15 protein-coding genes are annotated in these 15,607 nt (G+C 57.4%); 7 read left to right on the top strand and 8 right to left on the bottom strand.

Annotated elements, in window-relative coordinates; genetic code table 11:
- Positions 1-19: 19 nt before the first annotated feature.
- Positions 20-1,207: a glycosyltransferase gene (locus tag HMPREF1147_RS09395; RefSeq protein WP_009658710.1), complete on the top strand. Its 1,188-nt coding sequence runs from the start codon at positions 20-22 to the stop codon at positions 1,205-1,207.
- A gap of 183 nt (positions 1,208-1,390) precedes the next feature.
- Here the strand turns inward: HMPREF1147_RS09395 and HMPREF1147_RS09390 are convergent, their stop codons facing one another.
- The 6 genes from HMPREF1147_RS09390 to HMPREF1147_RS09365 form a co-directional block, all read right to left on the bottom strand.
- The gene (locus HMPREF1147_RS09390; RefSeq protein WP_009658659.1) at positions 1,391-2,452 is read right to left on the bottom strand and encodes a tyrosine-type recombinase/integrase; all 1,062 of its coding nucleotides are present in this window, start codon (positions 2,450-2,452) and stop codon (positions 1,391-1,393) included.
- A gap of 142 nt (positions 2,453-2,594) precedes the next feature.
- Positions 2,595-3,722, bottom strand: a complete 1,128-nt coding sequence (locus HMPREF1147_RS09385) for a M20/M25/M40 family metallo-hydrolase (protein ID WP_009658714.1) — start codon at positions 3,720-3,722, stop codon at positions 2,595-2,597.
- Between the two features lie 13 nt (positions 3,723-3,735).
- The gene (gene dcuC, locus HMPREF1147_RS09380; protein WP_009658596.1) at positions 3,736-5,013 is read right to left on the bottom strand and encodes a C4-dicarboxylate transporter DcuC; all 1,278 of its coding nucleotides are present in this window, start codon (positions 5,011-5,013) and stop codon (positions 3,736-3,738) included.
- 149 nt (positions 5,014-5,162) lie between these two features.
- Positions 5,163-6,551, bottom strand: a complete 1,389-nt coding sequence (locus tag HMPREF1147_RS09375) for an aspartate ammonia-lyase (RefSeq protein ID WP_037351382.1) — start codon at positions 6,549-6,551, stop codon at positions 5,163-5,165.
- Positions 6,552-6,599: 48 nt separating this feature from the next.
- Positions 6,600-7,526: a carbon-nitrogen hydrolase family protein gene (locus tag HMPREF1147_RS09370; RefSeq protein WP_009658723.1), complete on the bottom strand. Its 927-nt coding sequence runs from the start codon at positions 7,524-7,526 to the stop codon at positions 6,600-6,602.
- Between the two features lie 20 nt (positions 7,527-7,546).
- On the bottom strand, positions 7,547-8,941 hold the full coding sequence (locus HMPREF1147_RS09365; protein ID WP_009658660.1) for a sodium:alanine symporter family protein: 1,395 nt from the start codon (positions 8,939-8,941) through the stop codon (positions 7,547-7,549).
- 150 nt (positions 8,942-9,091) lie between these two features.
- Between HMPREF1147_RS09365 and HMPREF1147_RS09360 the strand changes: the two genes are divergently transcribed.
- Together HMPREF1147_RS09360 and HMPREF1147_RS09355 are read left to right on the top strand one after the other, a co-directional pair.
- Positions 9,092-9,982, top strand: a complete 891-nt coding sequence (locus HMPREF1147_RS09360) for a LysR family transcriptional regulator (RefSeq protein WP_009658685.1) — start codon at positions 9,092-9,094, stop codon at positions 9,980-9,982.
- A 174-nt stretch (positions 9,983-10,156) separates the two neighbouring features.
- The gene (locus HMPREF1147_RS09355; protein ID WP_009658618.1) at positions 10,157-10,804 is read left to right on the top strand and encodes a class II aldolase/adducin family protein; all 648 of its coding nucleotides are present in this window, start codon (positions 10,157-10,159) and stop codon (positions 10,802-10,804) included.
- Positions 10,805-10,974: 170 nt separating this feature from the next.
- On the opposite strand, the gene HMPREF1147_RS09350 is transcribed toward HMPREF1147_RS09355, so the two are convergent.
- Positions 10,975-11,433: an Hsp20/alpha crystallin family protein gene (locus HMPREF1147_RS09350; protein WP_009658662.1), complete on the bottom strand. Its 459-nt coding sequence runs from the start codon at positions 11,431-11,433 to the stop codon at positions 10,975-10,977.
- Positions 11,434-11,744: 311 nt separating this feature from the next.
- Here HMPREF1147_RS09350 and HMPREF1147_RS09345 point away from each other — a divergent pair, with 311 nt between their 5' ends.
- From HMPREF1147_RS09345 to HMPREF1147_RS09330, 4 genes are all read left to right on the top strand, one after another.
- Positions 11,745-12,491: a DUF6630 family protein gene (locus HMPREF1147_RS09345; RefSeq protein WP_232208079.1), complete on the top strand. Its 747-nt coding sequence runs from the start codon at positions 11,745-11,747 to the stop codon at positions 12,489-12,491.
- 20 nt (positions 12,492-12,511) lie between these two features.
- Complete coding sequence (locus HMPREF1147_RS09340) at positions 12,512-12,874, top strand: arsenate reductase family protein (RefSeq protein WP_009658728.1); 363 nt, start codon at positions 12,512-12,514, stop codon at positions 12,872-12,874.
- Between the two features lie 28 nt (positions 12,875-12,902).
- On the top strand, positions 12,903-13,886 hold the full coding sequence (locus HMPREF1147_RS09335) for a YeiH family protein (RefSeq protein WP_009658593.1): 984 nt from the start codon (positions 12,903-12,905) through the stop codon (positions 13,884-13,886).
- A gap of 447 nt (positions 13,887-14,333) precedes the next feature.
- Positions 14,334-14,945 (top strand): DNA glycosylase, encoded by a 612-nt coding sequence (locus HMPREF1147_RS09330; RefSeq protein ID WP_009658656.1) that lies wholly within the window; start codon positions 14,334-14,336, stop codon positions 14,943-14,945.
- Positions 14,946-15,073: 128 nt separating this feature from the next.
- Here HMPREF1147_RS09330 and citX read toward each other — a convergent pair whose 3' ends face one another.
- A complete protein-coding gene (gene citX / locus HMPREF1147_RS09325; protein ID WP_009658600.1) occupies positions 15,074-15,598 on the bottom strand; it encodes a citrate lyase holo-[acyl-carrier protein] synthase in 525 nt (174 codons plus the stop codon).
- Positions 15,599-15,607: the final 9 nt, after the last annotated feature.

The following is a 15,607-nucleotide window of genomic DNA, read 5'->3' as shown; positions in this document are numbered from 1 at the left end:
TATTAGGGGGGAGATGTATATGCGCATTCTGACTGCAAACACAGCCGGCCTTGTGGGGGCGACCGGAGGAATGGAGAAGGTGAACTGTCTCTTTGCTAATGAAATGAGCCGCCGCGGACATACGGTGGCGATGTTTCATTGTGACGACAAAGAGGGGGCGCCTTTTTTCCCGCTTGATGATTCCGTCGAACACTATAATTTACAGCACTATGGCGGGAAGCATATCAAGTATCCGCTGTGTTTAAGACTCAAACGCGAATTGCTTCGCCCATTCGATATTCGGCGTGCGCGTGGGGTAAATGATACGTTCTATGGACGATTGCAGGATCAGGCGCGCGCAGTTTTACAAAAATTTCAACCGGATGTCATTGTTGCGTTTCAGCCTGCCTCGAGTAAATTATTACTGTCCGATATAGGGACACATATTCCTGTGATTACGATGTCGCACGGGGATCCTGAGGATTATTTTCACACATATGCGACAGAGGAGATTCCGGCGCTCGGCAAGAGCGCTGCCTGTCAAGTTCTGATGCCGTCGTTTGCCGAGGCAATTACACGACGGTTTCCGGACATGAAAACGGTTGTGATCGGTAATGTTGTCGACCAGTATAAGGAAGCGGTCGATCTTGCTGTGGAGAAGCCTGTATATAAGATCATATTCGTTGGGCGTTTGGTAAGAAATCATAAACGTCCGCATCTTCTCGTTGAGGCTTTTGCGCGTATTGCAGATCGGTTTCTCGATTGGCAAGTAGAAATCTGGGGAGCGGAGAGCCGCAGGAAATATACGCATGAGCTTGAAAAGTACATTCAAAGCTGCGGTTTAACGGAGCGTGTGTTTTTGAAAGGTGTTACAACGCATGTGGAAGAGGTGTTGTCGGCGGGAGATCTCTTCGTATTTCCGAGCGCGTATGAGGGATTCGGCCTTGCGCCGGCAGAAGCAATGAGCAAAGGGCTGCCCGTGATTGCCTATCGCAGCTGCGCGGCTGTAAACGAATTGGTTCGTGACGGTGTAACGGGGCTGCTATGCGAGGATGGGGTTGAACCTCTGGCGGCGGCAATGAAAAAATTGATGTCAGACCGTGCTCTGCGCGTACAGATGGGGGGAGCGGCACGCGAATCTATGCGGCAATATGCGCCTGATCGAATATGGTCTGCATGGGAGAATTTGATCAACGAGGCGGTAGCCGGTCGAGCAAGAGGGGAGTGATCGGTTAGAAAAGGAATTGAAAATATTACGGCGATTAGATCGGTTTCGGTCATATCGGGCAATGGATAAAAGAACAGAAATCAGAATATAAAATATAAAAACCGTGTGTGTCCTATGGACCTACACGGTTTTATGTATACGCCTTTATGTCGGAAAAACGGCGGTTATCTAACGGCATTATGTTTACTCATCCACCTTCACACCCGGGGTGATTCCGCGTGTATAGCGCCGTTCCATGCGGTCGTGGACGTGGGCGTATTTGGCGGTGACTTTGGGGCTGCGCTGGCGGAGGGTTTCCTGTACGACGCGCAGATCCTTGGTCTCTTGGTAGAGGTTCGTGCCGCAGCTATGGCGGAAGAGGTGGCAGGCGTAGCCGGGCTGTTTGAGTCCCGCTGCGGTGAGCGCGCGGTTGATGACGTAGCGGATGCCGACGCGCGAGATACGCCCCTGTGCGTTGTTGGGGGAGCAGGAGATGATGGTCGGCGTGAGCCGATTTTCCTGCGGCACTGCGCCGCGCTCCTCGAGGTATGCCTTGAGGAGCTCTAGGGTTTCTTCGCAGGGGTAGATGAGCCCCGCGTGTCCTTTGCCGCGAACCTCGATGCGCCCGCGCTGCCAGTCGATGTCCTCATCGGAGAGGCGCATGACCTCGACGACGCGCAGTCCCTCGACGCCCATGAGGTAGACGATGAGGAGATTGCGGAGGCGTTTGAGGGCGTCTTTGTCCTCTTTGAGATAGGCACAGATCTCGCCGATCTGGTCGACGGTGAGATATTTATAGTCCTCGTCAAGGTGCTGCGGGTTGCGCAGTTGGAGGTCGGCGCAGGGATTTTCGGCGATAAAGGAAAGCCGCTGGGCGACTTTATAAAAGGCGCGGATGGCGGCGCCCTTGATCATGAGGGTCGCAGCGCTGTAATTGCTGCGGCGCATCTCCTCCATGTAGACGCGGATCTGATAGTCGCGGACGTCATTCAGCGGGTGCAGTCCCTGCGCGACGCACCAGCGGAGGAACAGGCGGATCGCAAGCTCGTAGGTGTCGCGCGTGTCCTCGGTCGGGGCGCCGCCCGCGATGTAGCGCGGCAGATACTCATAGAAATGCGTGATGAAATATTCGGGTGTGATGGCATCCTGCCGGACGCTCAGCGCGGGGGCGTCCATGGGGCGGACGGTTCCGACGGAGGTGGGGGGCTGCGGGATGAGTGCGGGGACACGCGCGTCTGCGTCTTGATCTGTATTTCCTTTTTTCATGGTCCCGCCTCCTCCTTCGTTGATCGTTGAAGTGATTATATCACGTGGGAAAGGGGTTAGCAACAGGTGTTAAAATAGATGCGTTATGTACAGCAAAGAGCTGTGCGCAAGTGCACAGCTCTTTGCTGTCATGGGAGATTTTTTAGGATTTGAGCGCCGCCTGCCGTACGATCTCGAGGGCGAGTTCGGCGGCATTGTAGAGATCCTCTTCGAGGAGGGATTCTTCCTTCGTGTGGCAGTCGGTCATGCCGACGCCGAGGACGGTGGTCGGGATGCCGTACGCGTTGAAGAAGTTCGCGTCGGAGCCGCCGCCCTCCTCCTCGAGGATGACGGGGAATCCGAGCACGCCTGCGGCGCGGCGCAGATACCGGATCGCGCGCGCGTCCTGCGGGAGTTCGTAGGGATCGTAGTCCTTCTTGACGGTGACGGTCGCGGTGCAGTTTGCTTCTTTTGCCGTGCGCTCGGCGATCTCAACCATGCGCGCGGTGAGGGCGTCGAGTTTTGCCTTGTCGCGGCTGCGCGATTCGAAATTGATTGTGCAAAATTCTGCGACGACGTTGGTCGCCGTGCCGCCCGTGATGCGTCCCGCGTTGCAGGTGGTCTCCTCGTCGATGCGCCCCTGCGGCATGGCGGCGAGGATTTTGCCTGCGGCGATGATGGCGTTGCGTCCTGTGTCGGGGTCAACGCCCGCGTGGGACGCCTTGCCGCGCACGGCGACCTCGATCTGATTCTTGCCCGGCGCCTTGAACGCCGCCATGCCGGGGTGACCGTGCGTGTCGAGTGTAAAGCCGACGTCGGCGTGCAAGAGCGATTGGTCGATGTTCTGCGAGCCGTTCACGCCGCCCTCCTCGGCGACGGTAAAGACGATCTGCAGATCGCCGTGCGGGATGTTTTGCTCGCGCAGGCAGCGCAGCGTCTCGAGGATGGCGACGACGCCCGCCTTGTCATCCGCTCCGAGAATGGTTGTACCGTCCGAGCGGATCACGCCGTCCACGAGCTGTGGGCGAATACCCGCGCACGGCTCTACACAGTCCATATGTGCCGTCAGCATGACGGTCGGAACACCGGAAACCGATCCCTTGAAATTCGCGACGATGTTGCCGCAGTTGCCGCCGAGGATTTCCCCGGCATTGTCCTCATGAATCTCCGCGGCGCCGAGCTCCCGCAGCCGAGCGGTGAGCAGATTGCCCATTTCCCGTTCGTCGAGGGTGGAGCAGCGGATGGAGACGAGCGCGAAGAACTCGTCCAAAACTCTTTTCTTGTTGATCATGGCGTTACGCTTTCTATGAGAGGAAGAGCACAATCATGAACGTGACGGTCGCGAGCAGCATCGGGAGAGCGTTGCGTTTGGTGAGCTCCATGGGGCTGACCTTTGCAAGCCCTGCGCAGACGAGTGCTGCGCCCGCGACCGGCGACATGGAACGTCCGATGGAACCTGCCATCTGTGCGAGCGAGCCGAGGTCGATGATGCTCATGCCGAACGAAGCCGCCTGCGGGGTAATCGCCCCGTTGAAGGCAAGCGCCGCCGCGTCGCCCGAGCCGGAGATAACGGCGATGAGGAAGGGACCGAATGCGCCCGCGAGCTTGGCAACGGATTCCGATCCCTCCATCGCTTCGATCAGGCTGTCCGTGAGCCCCATTGCCGCCATACCCGTGGTAAAGACTGCTGCGGCGATGATGAGCCCGATGACATCACCGTAGGCACTGCCCATACCGTTGAAGAATTTTTTTGTAATCTCCTGGGGATCTTGGCGTGTGACAATGATCGCGAGCACTGTGCCGACGATCATCGCGGTCGGCACATCGACGAGCGGGAGGAACGCAATCTGCTTGCTGCCAAGCACGAGCAGAATGAGCGGGACGAGGGGAACGAGCGCGTAAAGGGCATTGACCTTAAAGTTCTTGCCGCCCTCCTCCTTCTCGAGTTCTGCAAGATATGCCGCACTGCGCGCGGCATCCGGCCCCTCTTTGCGTACGGCTGCGATGACGGTGAGGGTAATCACCGCGACGATGGAGGCAATGATCGCGGCGGGCACCTGCGCCATGATGACGGTCATGAGGTCGGTCTGCGCGAGGTCGGCGACGAAGATGTTGTGCGCCTGTCCCGGACTGATCGCGCTGCCCCATGTGCCTGCGAGCACCGCCGCCGCCGCCATCGCGGGATGGACGCCCGCAGCCATGAGCGTGGGGATGAGGATGCTGCCGACCGCCGCCGAACAGCCGGCAGCGCTTGGGATGGCGATGTTGATCCACCATGTGAGGAGCGTTGCCAGCGGAATGAGGATGAATTTGCTCCGCGTAATGACGCCCGAGATCGATTCGACGAGGTGACGGTCGCACGTCGTAATTTTCATGACATACGAAAAGCCCATGACCGTACAGATGACCGGCACAAGCGAGCCGTGCACCATCGTCTTGCTGAATGCTGCGACGGCATTGCCGCCTACGCCGCCGATGAAGCACATTAAAAAACCTGCGGCAATGAGCACCATGCGTGTCTCGTACTTTTTGATGATGGCAACAAAGGCGAGGATAACAATAATTCCTCCGGTGATAGCCAATGAAACGACCTCCTTAAAAAATACAGAAAATTACCTTATTCGAATTATTTTCGGCAGATACGGGCGAAATCCTTTCCAATGCACCGGAAAAATTTCAATAAAATAAGCCGATACACAGCAAAATCATGTCGTGTATCGGCAGAGAAAACTTATTCGGCGATGCCCGGGCGTGTCATCTGACGCGGGGAGAGGATGTGATCGAGCTCCTTTTTCGAGAGGAGACCGCAGTCCAGGACGATCTCGCGGATGGGCTTTCCTGTTGTATAAGCCTCGCGTGCGAGTTCGGCGGATTTCTCATACCCGATGTGCGGCAGGAGCGCCGTGACGATACCGACGCTGTTGTCAAGCCACTTTTGACACTGATCGATGTTTGGCACAAGGTCGACGAGCAGTTTCTCGACGAAGGTATCGACCGCACGCGTGAGGTAATTCAGCGAGTTAAACATGTTGAACGCCATCACCGGCTTCATCACGTTCAGCTCGAACTGCCCGTTCTCCACGGCGAGCGTGACGGCGAGATCGCCGGCGATCACCTGATAGCACGCCTGATCGAGCACCTCCGCGATGACGGGGTTCACCTTGCCCGGCATGATGGACGAGCCCGGCTGACGCATCGGCAAATGCAGCTCGTTCAGCCCGCAGCGCGGTCCCGATGCCATAAGGCGGAAATCGTTGGCAAGCTTGATGAGGACGAGCGCCGCATTCTTCAGTGCGGACGAGACGTCGGCGAACGCATCGGTGTTGTTCGTTGCGTCGATGATGTTCTGCGACGTGCGGTACTGCTCGCCCGTGACCTCCGAGAGACGTTTTGCGACCGCCTTGATATATGCCGGCTCCGCGTTGAGCCCTGTGCCGACGGCGGTGCCGCCCATATTGATCGTATGGATATGCCGCAGAACGTAGCGGATACGCCGAATCGAACGGCGCACCGCGGACGCGTACGAGCCCATCTCCTGCCCGAGCGTGATGGGGACGGCATCCTGCAAATGCGTGCGCCCCATCTTGAGGATGCCGCGGTATGCCGTCGCCTTGCGCTCGAGTTCTGCGGCAAGCCGGTCGAGCGATAAGACAAAGCGCGTCCCCTTCGCCGAGAGACACACCTTGATGCCCGTCGGGAACGCGTCGTTCGTGGACTGTGCCATGTTCGCGTGATTGTTCGGCGAGATGATGTCATAGCGTCCCTTTTCCTCGCCGCGCAGCTCGAGCGCACGATTGCAGAGCACCTCGTTCATGTTCATGTTGACGGATGTGCCGGCACCGCCCTGAATCGGATCGACGGGGAACTGGTCGAACATTTCGCCCGCAATGACCTCGTCGGCAGCGCGTACGAGAACATCACCAATCTCATGCGGGAGACGCCCCGTGTCCATGTTTGCAAGCGCCGCAGCTTTTTTTACCTGCGCAAGTGCCACGATGAAATCAGGGTCAAGTTTTTGCCCTGTAATGCGGAAATTCTCGATGGCGCGCATCGTTTGGACGCCGTAGTACACATCGTCGGGTACCTCAAGACTGCCCAAGAAATCGTGTTCTGTTCTCATGATACTGCTCTCCTCATCCATTTGTGCAGAATGTGGCGCCTGCAGAGTTTATTTGTCGTTGATTTTGAGTTCGAGTACGTCGGGGCGTGCGTAGTGACCACAGGGATCAAACTCCATTTTGGCCGACGCAGCCTTGCCGAGGTCGAGCGTCGTGACGATGAGCTCCTCTTTGTCCCAGACGGGCTCGGTATAGAAATTGCCGAATGGATCGATCACGCAGCTGCCGCCCCGGCAGACAATCTCAGGCAGCCGATCAATCTCCTCGGAGCAGTGCAGCCGGGCGCGGGGATAGTCGTCCCGCGTGAAGACCATGTCCGCGTTGATGAAGTAGCAGCGGCCTTCAAGCCCGATGTGCTGTACCGTGTTGATCCACGAGGGAACATCGTTCGTGTTCGGCGCGATGAGGATGTTCACACCGCGTTCGTAGAGTGCCGCGCGCGCGAGCGGCATATAGTTCTCCCAGCAGATGAGGCTTCCCAACGGCCCCCATGGACTGTCGATCGTGGGGAAGTAGCCGCGGTTCGCGTCGCCCCAGACAAACCGCTCCGCGCCGGTCGGCTTGAGCTTGCGGTGGACGGAGGCAAGCGCACCGTCGGGTGTGAACATCAGATTTGTATTGTAGAGTGTACCCGTCGTATCGTCACGTTCAGAGACGCCGATGCTGATATAGGCATGGTGCTTCTTTGCCGCGGCGCCGATGGCGGCGGTTTCTGCCCCCGGGCAAACAACGGAGTTGTCATAGTAGAGTTTCCAATCCTTGCGGCCGTCCTCGCTGCGGCTGCCGACAGTGAACCCGAAGGTCATGCCGAAGGGGTATCCGGGGAGGAATAACTCGGGGAATACGATGAGTTCGGCATCCTGTGCTGCTGCCTTCTCGATCCATGCAAGCGCTTTTTCGAGAGACGCCGCCTTGTCGAACATAACGGGGGCTGCCTGGATGAGACCGAGACGGCAGGTTTGCTTGAGATCTTTCATAATACAACTCCTTTACGGATTCAGTTGCCGTTGCGGCTGCGGTAGAGTTCGACGACGTCCGCGTCATAGTCCCATAGCGGCGTATCGGTCGTTTTTCTCTTTTGCTGGTAGTCTTTGAGTGCAAAGGCGACGTATTTGGACAGGCGGAACAATGCGATAACGTTGAAAAGCACCATGAGAGCACCGAAGAGATCGGAGAACTCCCACATAGAAGTGACGGGAACGATAGAGCCGAAAAAGATGAGCACGAGCGCAAAGATCCGATATGCGGTTACGGCGTGTTCCTTGTCCGGGAAGAGGTAGCGCGTATTCACCTCACCGTAATACATATTGGCAAGCAGCGTTGTATAGCCGAACAGGAACATCGCAGCGGCGACGAGCCAGTAGCCGAGATCGCCGAACGAAGCGGAGAATGCGGCCTGTGTCAGCTGGATCCCTTTCAGATCACCGTTCAGGGCGCCCGAGAGCAGGATACAGAATGCCGTGCAGCTGCAGACGATGATCGTCGTCACGAAAACACCGAGCATTCCGGAAAGCCCTTGGTTCACAGGATGCTTGACATTTGCCGCCGCGTGCATGGACGGAGTCGTTCCGGCGCCTGCATCATTGCTGAACAGCCCTCGTGCGACGCCATAGCGGAATGCCTCCTGTACCGTGTAGCCGAGCGCCCCGCCCGCCGCCTGTTGAATACCGAATGCGGAGTCGAAGATAAGGCGGAGCATATCGGCAATCCACTCAGCGTGCGTCACGAGCACGATGAGCGCAAGGATGATATAGGCGAACGCCATGAAGGGAACGACGTAGGACGCGACGGTGGACAGTCGTTTGATGCCGCCGAAGATAACGAGCGCCGTAAGGATCACGAGCACTGCCCCGACACCGAGCGGCGGGAGCGCGGCTTGACCGCTGAACGACCCCGCGATGGAGTTGCTCTGTACCATGCAGTAAACGACGCCGTTGCCGAGAATGACCGAGACAGAAAAGAGGATGGGGAGCACGCGGGCGTTCAGCCCTCGTCTCATGTAGTATGCGGGACCTCCGCGAAACGTCGTTCCGTCCTCGTTTCGCACGCGGAACATCTGCGCGAGCACCGCCTCGCCGAACATGATGGGCATACCGAGGATAGCCGTTACCCACATCCAAAAGATCGCGCCGGGACCGCCCGAGGCGAGCGCCGTTGCAACGCCGACGAGACTGCCCGCACCGACTTCGCTGCCGATGGCCGAGCAGAGCGCACCGAATGCACTGACGCCTGTCGCGTCGCGGCTGGCCTTCCAGAGGTTTGGCACAAGCTGGGTGAAGTACCTTACCTGCGGCACGCCGAGGCGGATCGTGTAGAAAATACCGCATGAAAGCAGGAGACCGGCAATCAGCCAGCCCCAAAAGATGCCGTTGACGGCTTTGATGATTTCCACGGCAAAGCTCCTTTCTCCAAACAGGAAATACAGCGGCAGAATAACGGTTGCGTCTTTCTATATTTATGGTATCATAAAAGAAACACTTAAGTAAAATTGAGAATAGTAAATTTCTTTATCGAAAAAAATGATGGAAAGGAGGGGAGATTTATGGAGCTGCGGAACATTAAGACCTTCGTTTATGCGGCTGAGACGGGAAGCTTTACCGAGGCGGCGCAGCGGCAGAACTATGCGCAGTCAACGGTAACACAGCAGATTCGCCTGTTGGAGGAGGAACTTGGTACAGAGTTGTTTATTCGTATGGGACGCCGTGTGGCTCTTTCGAGTGCCGGGCGTGCCTTCTTGTGGCATGCAAATCGCATGATTTCCCTGGAACAAGAGACCCTGGCACAGTTCCGCGGATCTGCAGAGCCGGAAGGACTCTTTTTCATCGGTGTTATTGAAACGATTGCCACATCGCATTATATGAACAGCATCGGTGCGTTCCTGCAGCGGTATCCGCATGTTCGGCTGCAAGTGCATGTGAGCACGGCGCCGCAGCTCCGGCAGGAACTCCTGCGGGGCGGCATTGATATGGCGATCCTCCTCGATCGGTTCAGCGAAATGCCGAACATACGCCTCCTGTATCATGTGCCGTCTCCCATACAATTTATTGCAGCTCCGGACAATTCCTTTGCGCACCGTCCTGTTCGTTTGGAGGAGTTGACGAAGACCGCGTGGATCCTGACTGAGCGGGGGACAAACTACCGCAAGCAGCTGGAAGATGATCTGGCAGCGCGCCGGCTTTTTTTATATGATCGTCTCGAAATCGGCACGAGCAAGACCATCATCGACTTTGTCGCGGCAGGGTTGGGGATATCCATCTTACCTGCCGTCACGGTTGCCAATGCGATTTGTGATCATCGTGTCGTCCCCCTTCATGTTGTGGATTATGAAATGAACATGGAGCTGCAGATCCTCGCGGTGAAAGACCGGTGGCTGCCGCAGCCGCTGATGCTTCTGGCCGAGATGGTTGCCGCGGCGTTTGCGGAGGAAGGCTAACCACGGGTGCCGATTGGCAATGAATAAGCACGGAAAGAATGCGTACTACGGGCAGGGATAAAGTTCGACTGACGCGAGACTCCGGCGCAGGCGCGCAGAAGGAAATTCTGCGGCGATCGCGAAATAAAGAAGTGGATACGCCGGATGTATGGAAATATTGTGGGGTGACAGCGCATGACAAAAGCGGAAGAGGTTGTGTTCTACGCCAAGCTGCTGGATGAGAAGGGACTGGTCAATTCCCTGGAAGGGAATATTTCCGTGCTGGATCGGACGGATGGGAAACTCTACATCACGCCCTCCGGCAAGAGAAAATCCCTGCTCACGCCCGACATGATCGCCGTCATGCGCGGTGATGAACAGGTCGGCGGCAGCTGCAGGCGGTCAAGCGAATATTTGCTTCACCGGGCGGCGCTCGACGCGCGGCCGGACTGCAGCGCCGCCGTGCACGTCCATGCGCCGCATCTCACAGCCTATGCCTTCTGCAGCCGGTCGATCCGTCTGCGCTGCTCCACCACCTTTGGGCTTCTCTTTGAGGATATTCCCTGTCTGCCCTACGGACAACCGGGCACGCCCGCAATTGCGGACGGCATCGAGGAGGCGATCGCGCACCGCGATCTGCTGCTCCTTGCAAATCACGGCTGTATTGCCGTGGGTGCGACGCTGGAAGAGGCTGTCGCGCTGATCGAAGCGGGCGAAGAAGTTATGAAAATCTATGCGCTCGCGCGTGCCGCGGGAGAAGTCAGCGACATCCCGCCGGCAGATTGGGAGCGCATGTGCGAAGAACACCCGGGGAGCGTACGGAACCGGCATAGGAAGGCATGACGCAACAGAAAATACCTGCAAAGCTGTCGCCGCGTATCCTTGCCGTCCGACAGAAAACTGCATATAAAAAGACAGACGAGACACTTGCCAAACGGCAGGTAATCGTCTGTCTTTCGCTATGGGAGTTTATGGGAGATAACGCGTCCGCTCGCAGGGAACAACGCTGCGGGTCAGTTAATCTCGATCTGCTTGCGCGGCGCGTCGCCGGCGGCTTTGGGCAGGTTCACCTGCAATACGCCGTCCTTGAACTCCGCGTGAATGTTCGCGTCGTCGATGCCGTCGATGTAGAACGAACGGCTCACCTCGCCCGTATGACGCTCGCGGCGGATGTAGTTGCCCGCGTCGTCCTTCTCGTCCTTCGACTCGCTGCGGGTGGCGGCGATCGTCAGATAGCCGTTCTCGTAGTTGAGGTTAATGTCCTCCTTTGCCATGCCCGGCAGATCGGCGGTCAGCTCATAGTGATCGTCCGCATCCTTCACGTCCACCTTGAACGAGCCCGCGCCCCAGTTTGCGGCAGGAAACCCATCGTGGAAGAAGGAATCGCGCATCGCGTCAAAGAGTGCGAAGGGATTCGCGTTATCGTTGCGGCTGAGTCCGCGCCGCCCGGCAAAAGGTACCAATCCAAACATGATGATCAACTCCTCGTTGTGCTTTATTCCGGTGCGCGTACCGTTTGGAGAGCCGCGCGCCGTTCACTGTCTGTTTTGGAAGGGGGGCTTTCTTCATCGCCCGCCTTCTGATTGTTATTATACAACTAAAAGTCAAAAAGTCAATAGGTCAAAAAGAAAAATATTGAAAAATTTTTCCGTGCTTGTATAATGAAGTGGAAGCGGCGATATATTTCGATTGCCGATGAACGCGCGTAAAGGGCAGTGTGGTTACGATGAATTTCTATCACCTGATTCAGGAAAAAGTATTTCATACCTATGAATACTGGCACATGAAAAGCCCGATCTATGACCGCAGCGGCTTCCATATCACGGGCATCGATAATTCGCTCCGCGCGATGCGGGATGGACATATCATGTATACGGAGATACGTCCACCGCATGAGATCGGCGGCTGCACGCTGATGCAAGCGGTTGTCGGGGCACGTCAAGAGCGTGTGGATTTATATCTGGACGTCCGGGATAAAAAATATCGGATCACCGACTTGCGCTATGAAGATGCCGTGCGGATGATGCGAAATTTCGTGAAGGATCGCCGGCTTCCCGAATCCGGCACATACGTTGAAGTCCCGGAGAACGATGCGGAAAAACGCGCGGCGTCCTTTGCCGCCTTAGCGGAGCTGCTGACGGGCGATGCGGGGTATGCCAAGCAATTCATTGGGAAGGCAGACCCGGAGGAGATCGAAACCGCATGGATGCGGCTTTCTGAAGAACTGCTGCGAAGAGGAAGGGCGACTGCGCTTGACGCCAAAAGTGAAAAAGCCGATTTTCTCTCTGCCGTAAAGCAATTGACCGCAGGTCTGCCGGTCGCAATCCATGAAGATATGCTTGGTGAGACCGAAAATATAGAGCAGTGGTGCAAAGCCCTGAATGACGCGTGGCGCGGCTATGTACTTGCGGCGCAGGATGTCGGCAACGACAACTATGTATTGACCGTGCTCACGGAAGAAGATTTTGCTAGGGCGAAGGAACTGGCAGGAACGATACTGCATCGTATCGCCCGCGCCGAAGATATGTAAGTATGAGGGAGGAACATCATATGACAAAGGATATTCTATTCATCGGCTACCCAAAGTGCTCGACCTGCCAAAAGGCGGAGAAGTTCCTGCGGGCGCATGGCTGCGGCGCACCGATGCGCGACATCAAGGCGGAGCCGCCGACGGCGGACGAACTGCGCGCGTGGCATGAGCGCAGCGGGCTGCCGCTGAAGCGGTTTTTCAACACGAGCGGACTGAAATACAAGGAACTCGGGCTGAAGGACAAGCTGCCCGCGATGACGGAGGAGGAGCAGTACGCACTGCTCGCCACGGACGGGATGCTCGTCAAGCGTCCCCTGATCATCACGCCGAAGGGGATTCTCACGGGATTTCGCGAGAAGGAGTGGGCGGAGCTGCTTTCGTGACGGTGTTCCTCGATAGAAAGGATTTTGGATGAAACGGGAAGATCTGAAGGGCATCCTCTACACACTCATTTTTGCGATTGCCGCCTATGTACTCGGTGGCTATTTCCCCATCGTCGGCGGTCCCGTGTTCGGCATCCTCATCGGGATGCTGTTTGCGCGGCGCCGCCGTCCGAAGTCGGTGGAGAGCGGCATTCGCTTTACGGGCAAGAAGATTTTGCAGTATGCCATCATCCTGCTTGGCTTTGAGATGAATCTCTTTCACGTCGCCGAGGTGGGGGCGCAGTCGCTCTACGTCATGATATTCACATTGATCGCGGCGTTCGGCGCGGCGTTTCTCATGGGGAAAGCGCTCGGACTCGACCGCGATATGACGTCGCTCGTCGGGGCGGGCACCGCCATCTGCGGCGGCTCTGCGATTGCCGCCGTTGCGCCCGTCATCGGGGCGAAGGATCGGGACGTCGTGATTTCGATTGCGACGATTTTCCTATTTAACGTGCTCGCGGTCTTTATTTTCCCCGCCATCGGGCACAGCTACGGCATGACGGACGCGGGCTTCGGCATGTGGGCGGGCACCGCCATCAACGACACCTCGTCCGTCGTCGCGGCGGGCTACGCATACAGCCACGAGGCGGGCGCGTACGCGACCATTGTGAAGCTCACGCGCACGCTGATGATCGTGCCCGTCTGTCTCTTCTTTGCGCTGCTCGTTTCGCGCCGCGCGAAGGAGACGGGCGAGGGGTTCTCCCTGCGGCGCATCTTCCCGATGTTCGTCCTCTACTTTGTCCTCGCCTGCATCGTGAATACGACGGGCGTCCTGCCGGCGGAGGTGTCGCACGGACTCGGCGCGCTGGGTAAGTTTGCCATCGTCATGGCGATGAGCGCCATCGGGCTGAACACCGACCTCGCATCGCTCGTAAAGAACGGGCTGCGGCCGCTCGCCCTCGGGCTCGTCTGCTGGATCGCCGTCGCGGGAACGTCCATCATCGTACAGCGCGCGCTCGGACTGCTCTAATATGAGCAGCGTATTTTTGTGCTTGTCAGGAGACGCGTAAGCTGTTATAATGAGAACAGAAAGAACGCCCCTCGGGCGGCATCTTTCCAAAATTAAGCGTTTATTTTATATTAACCGCACATTGTGGAGATGGGCGGTTATTTCTTTGTAAGAACTAGTAGGTAACCGGTCGCTGCGATGAGCAATACAATCGCATCCGCTATGGTCATACCTACCACCCCCTTTCGGGGGAAAGATACCGCCAAGTCCGAAGAACGTTCCTATGATATTATAGCGAACGTCTGTATTGGATGCAATACGGTATTTTGGACTTGCGAGATGATGAACAAGCTGTTATCATAGCCATAGAAAGAACGCACCTCGGGCGGCATCTTTCCAGAATTACGGGTTATTTTTATTTAACCGCTCAAATGGCAGATGGGCGGTTATTTCTTTAGGAGGAATCGGATGGAAAACAGCATACAGGAAATAGAACTGCGCCCCTTTCCGCCGTTTCTGCCGCCCCGTGCGACGGTCATGATGATGGGGAGCTTCCCGCCAAGCGCGGAAAAACGCGCGATGGCGTTCCACTACCCGAACTTCCAAAACGATATGTGGCGCGTCTATGGACTCGTGTTCTTTGGCGATGCGCAGTATTTTCAAGTGCCGGATGAAAAGGCGTTTGACGCCGACCGCATCAAGGCATTCCTCATGGAGAAGGGCATCGCCTCCTGCCCGACGGTGAAGCGCGCCATTCGCCGGCACGGCAACGCATCCGACGCCTATCTTGACGTCGTCGAGAGCGTCGACATCACTGCGGTGCTCGGCGACATTCCAGATTGCCGCCGCATCTGCACGACGGGCGGGAAGGCGACGGAGATATTGCTCTCCCTGCTCGACGCCGAGGTCAAGGCAAAGGACGTCAAGACGGGCACGACGATCTCCGCACGCTGCGGCGCCCGCGACCTCCTCGTCACGCGCCTGCCGTCCACCTCGCGCGCCTATCCGATGAAGCTCGAGAAGAAGGCGGAGTATTATCGGGCGTTTTTCGAGGAAGCGGGATTATTGGGGACGCTGTGATACGATAAAATCAACATATCATAAAAGAGCCGCTCTGTACCGACGCGATTTGAAACTCGGTACGGAGCGGTTCTTTTTTGTTTAGACGGGGGATGATGCGCCGGAAAGACTGCTGAGCCGTATGACGCTCACGCGGGCGGAGGCATTTCATAGTCCGTGCGGAGGAGGCGTTCGACCACTTCCTGTAGCTGCGCGACGCTGTGGCGGCGGCTGCGCGCGCAGTCCTGCGCCTGCCTGCCGCAGAGGAGACAGCGGCGCGGGATGGGGCGCGTGATTTTTTCGCCCGCCGCATCGAGGACATCCATGTCGAACAGTCTGCCGAGCGGGTGCGTCTCCTCCAGGGTCACGGCAATAGACTTGATTTCTTCGGGTGCGGCTCGGAGCGCGAGTATGGCTTCGTCGCCTGTCGCCTCGTGCCGCTCTTCCCGCGCGATGCACGGGATGTTTCGCTTCGCCAGCGCTGCGGTGAGTGCGTCGAGCCCCGCGTCAAAGGCGCGGCGAATGACCGCGGAGGTTTTGACGGGACCGGGGATATTGAGTGTGTACGAGAGAAGCGGCACGTGAAAGCGTGCCAAGAGATCTCGTTGACGCAGGGCGCGCGCTTCGCGTGCGGCGAGCATAGCGGTGAGATCAACGGGGGTGCCGTGCAGCATAGGCGTTCC

This window comes from Selenomonas sp. FOBRC9 (assembly GCF_000287655.1).
Classification (GTDB): Bacteria; Bacillota; Negativicutes; order Selenomonadales; family Selenomonadaceae; genus Centipeda; species Centipeda artemidis.
This window is presented reverse-complemented; position numbering and strand designations above follow the sequence as displayed.

What these genes read in the sequence shown, in the direction of transcription:
- HMPREF1147_RS09395 (WP_009658710.1), top strand. Translation starts at nt 20, where the DNA reads ATGCGCATTCTGACTGCAAACACAGCCGGCCTTGTGGGGGCGACCGGA.
- HMPREF1147_RS09390 (WP_009658659.1), bottom strand. Translation starts at nt 2,452, where the DNA reads ATGAAAAAAGGAAATACAGATCAAGACGCAGACGCGCGTGTCCCCGCA.
- HMPREF1147_RS09385 (WP_009658714.1), bottom strand. Translation starts at nt 3,722, where the DNA reads ATGATCAACAAGAAAAGAGTTTTGGACGAGTTCTTCGCGCTCGTCTCC.
- HMPREF1147_RS09375 (WP_037351382.1), bottom strand. Translation starts at nt 6,551, where the DNA reads ATGAGAACAGAACACGATTTCTTGGGCAGTCTTGAGGTACCCGACGAT.
- HMPREF1147_RS09370 (WP_009658723.1), bottom strand. Translation starts at nt 7,526, where the DNA reads ATGAAAGATCTCAAGCAAACCTGCCGTCTCGGTCTCATCCAGGCAGCC.
- HMPREF1147_RS09360 (WP_009658685.1), top strand. Translation starts at nt 9,092, where the DNA reads ATGGAGCTGCGGAACATTAAGACCTTCGTTTATGCGGCTGAGACGGGA.
- HMPREF1147_RS09355 (WP_009658618.1), top strand. Translation starts at nt 10,157, where the DNA reads ATGACAAAAGCGGAAGAGGTTGTGTTCTACGCCAAGCTGCTGGATGAG.
- HMPREF1147_RS09350 (WP_009658662.1), bottom strand. Translation starts at nt 11,433, where the DNA reads ATGTTTGGATTGGTACCTTTTGCCGGGCGGCGCGGACTCAGCCGCAAC.
- HMPREF1147_RS09345 (WP_232208079.1), top strand. Translation starts at nt 11,745, where the DNA reads ATGAAAAGCCCGATCTATGACCGCAGCGGCTTCCATATCACGGGCATC.
- HMPREF1147_RS09340 (WP_009658728.1), top strand. Translation starts at nt 12,512, where the DNA reads ATGACAAAGGATATTCTATTCATCGGCTACCCAAAGTGCTCGACCTGC.
- HMPREF1147_RS09335 (WP_009658593.1), top strand. Translation starts at nt 12,903, where the DNA reads ATGAAACGGGAAGATCTGAAGGGCATCCTCTACACACTCATTTTTGCG.
- HMPREF1147_RS09330 (WP_009658656.1), top strand. Translation starts at nt 14,334, where the DNA reads ATGGAAAACAGCATACAGGAAATAGAACTGCGCCCCTTTCCGCCGTTT.
- citX (WP_009658600.1), bottom strand. Translation starts at nt 15,598, where the DNA reads ATGCTGCACGGCACCCCCGTTGATCTCACCGCTATGCTCGCCGCACGC.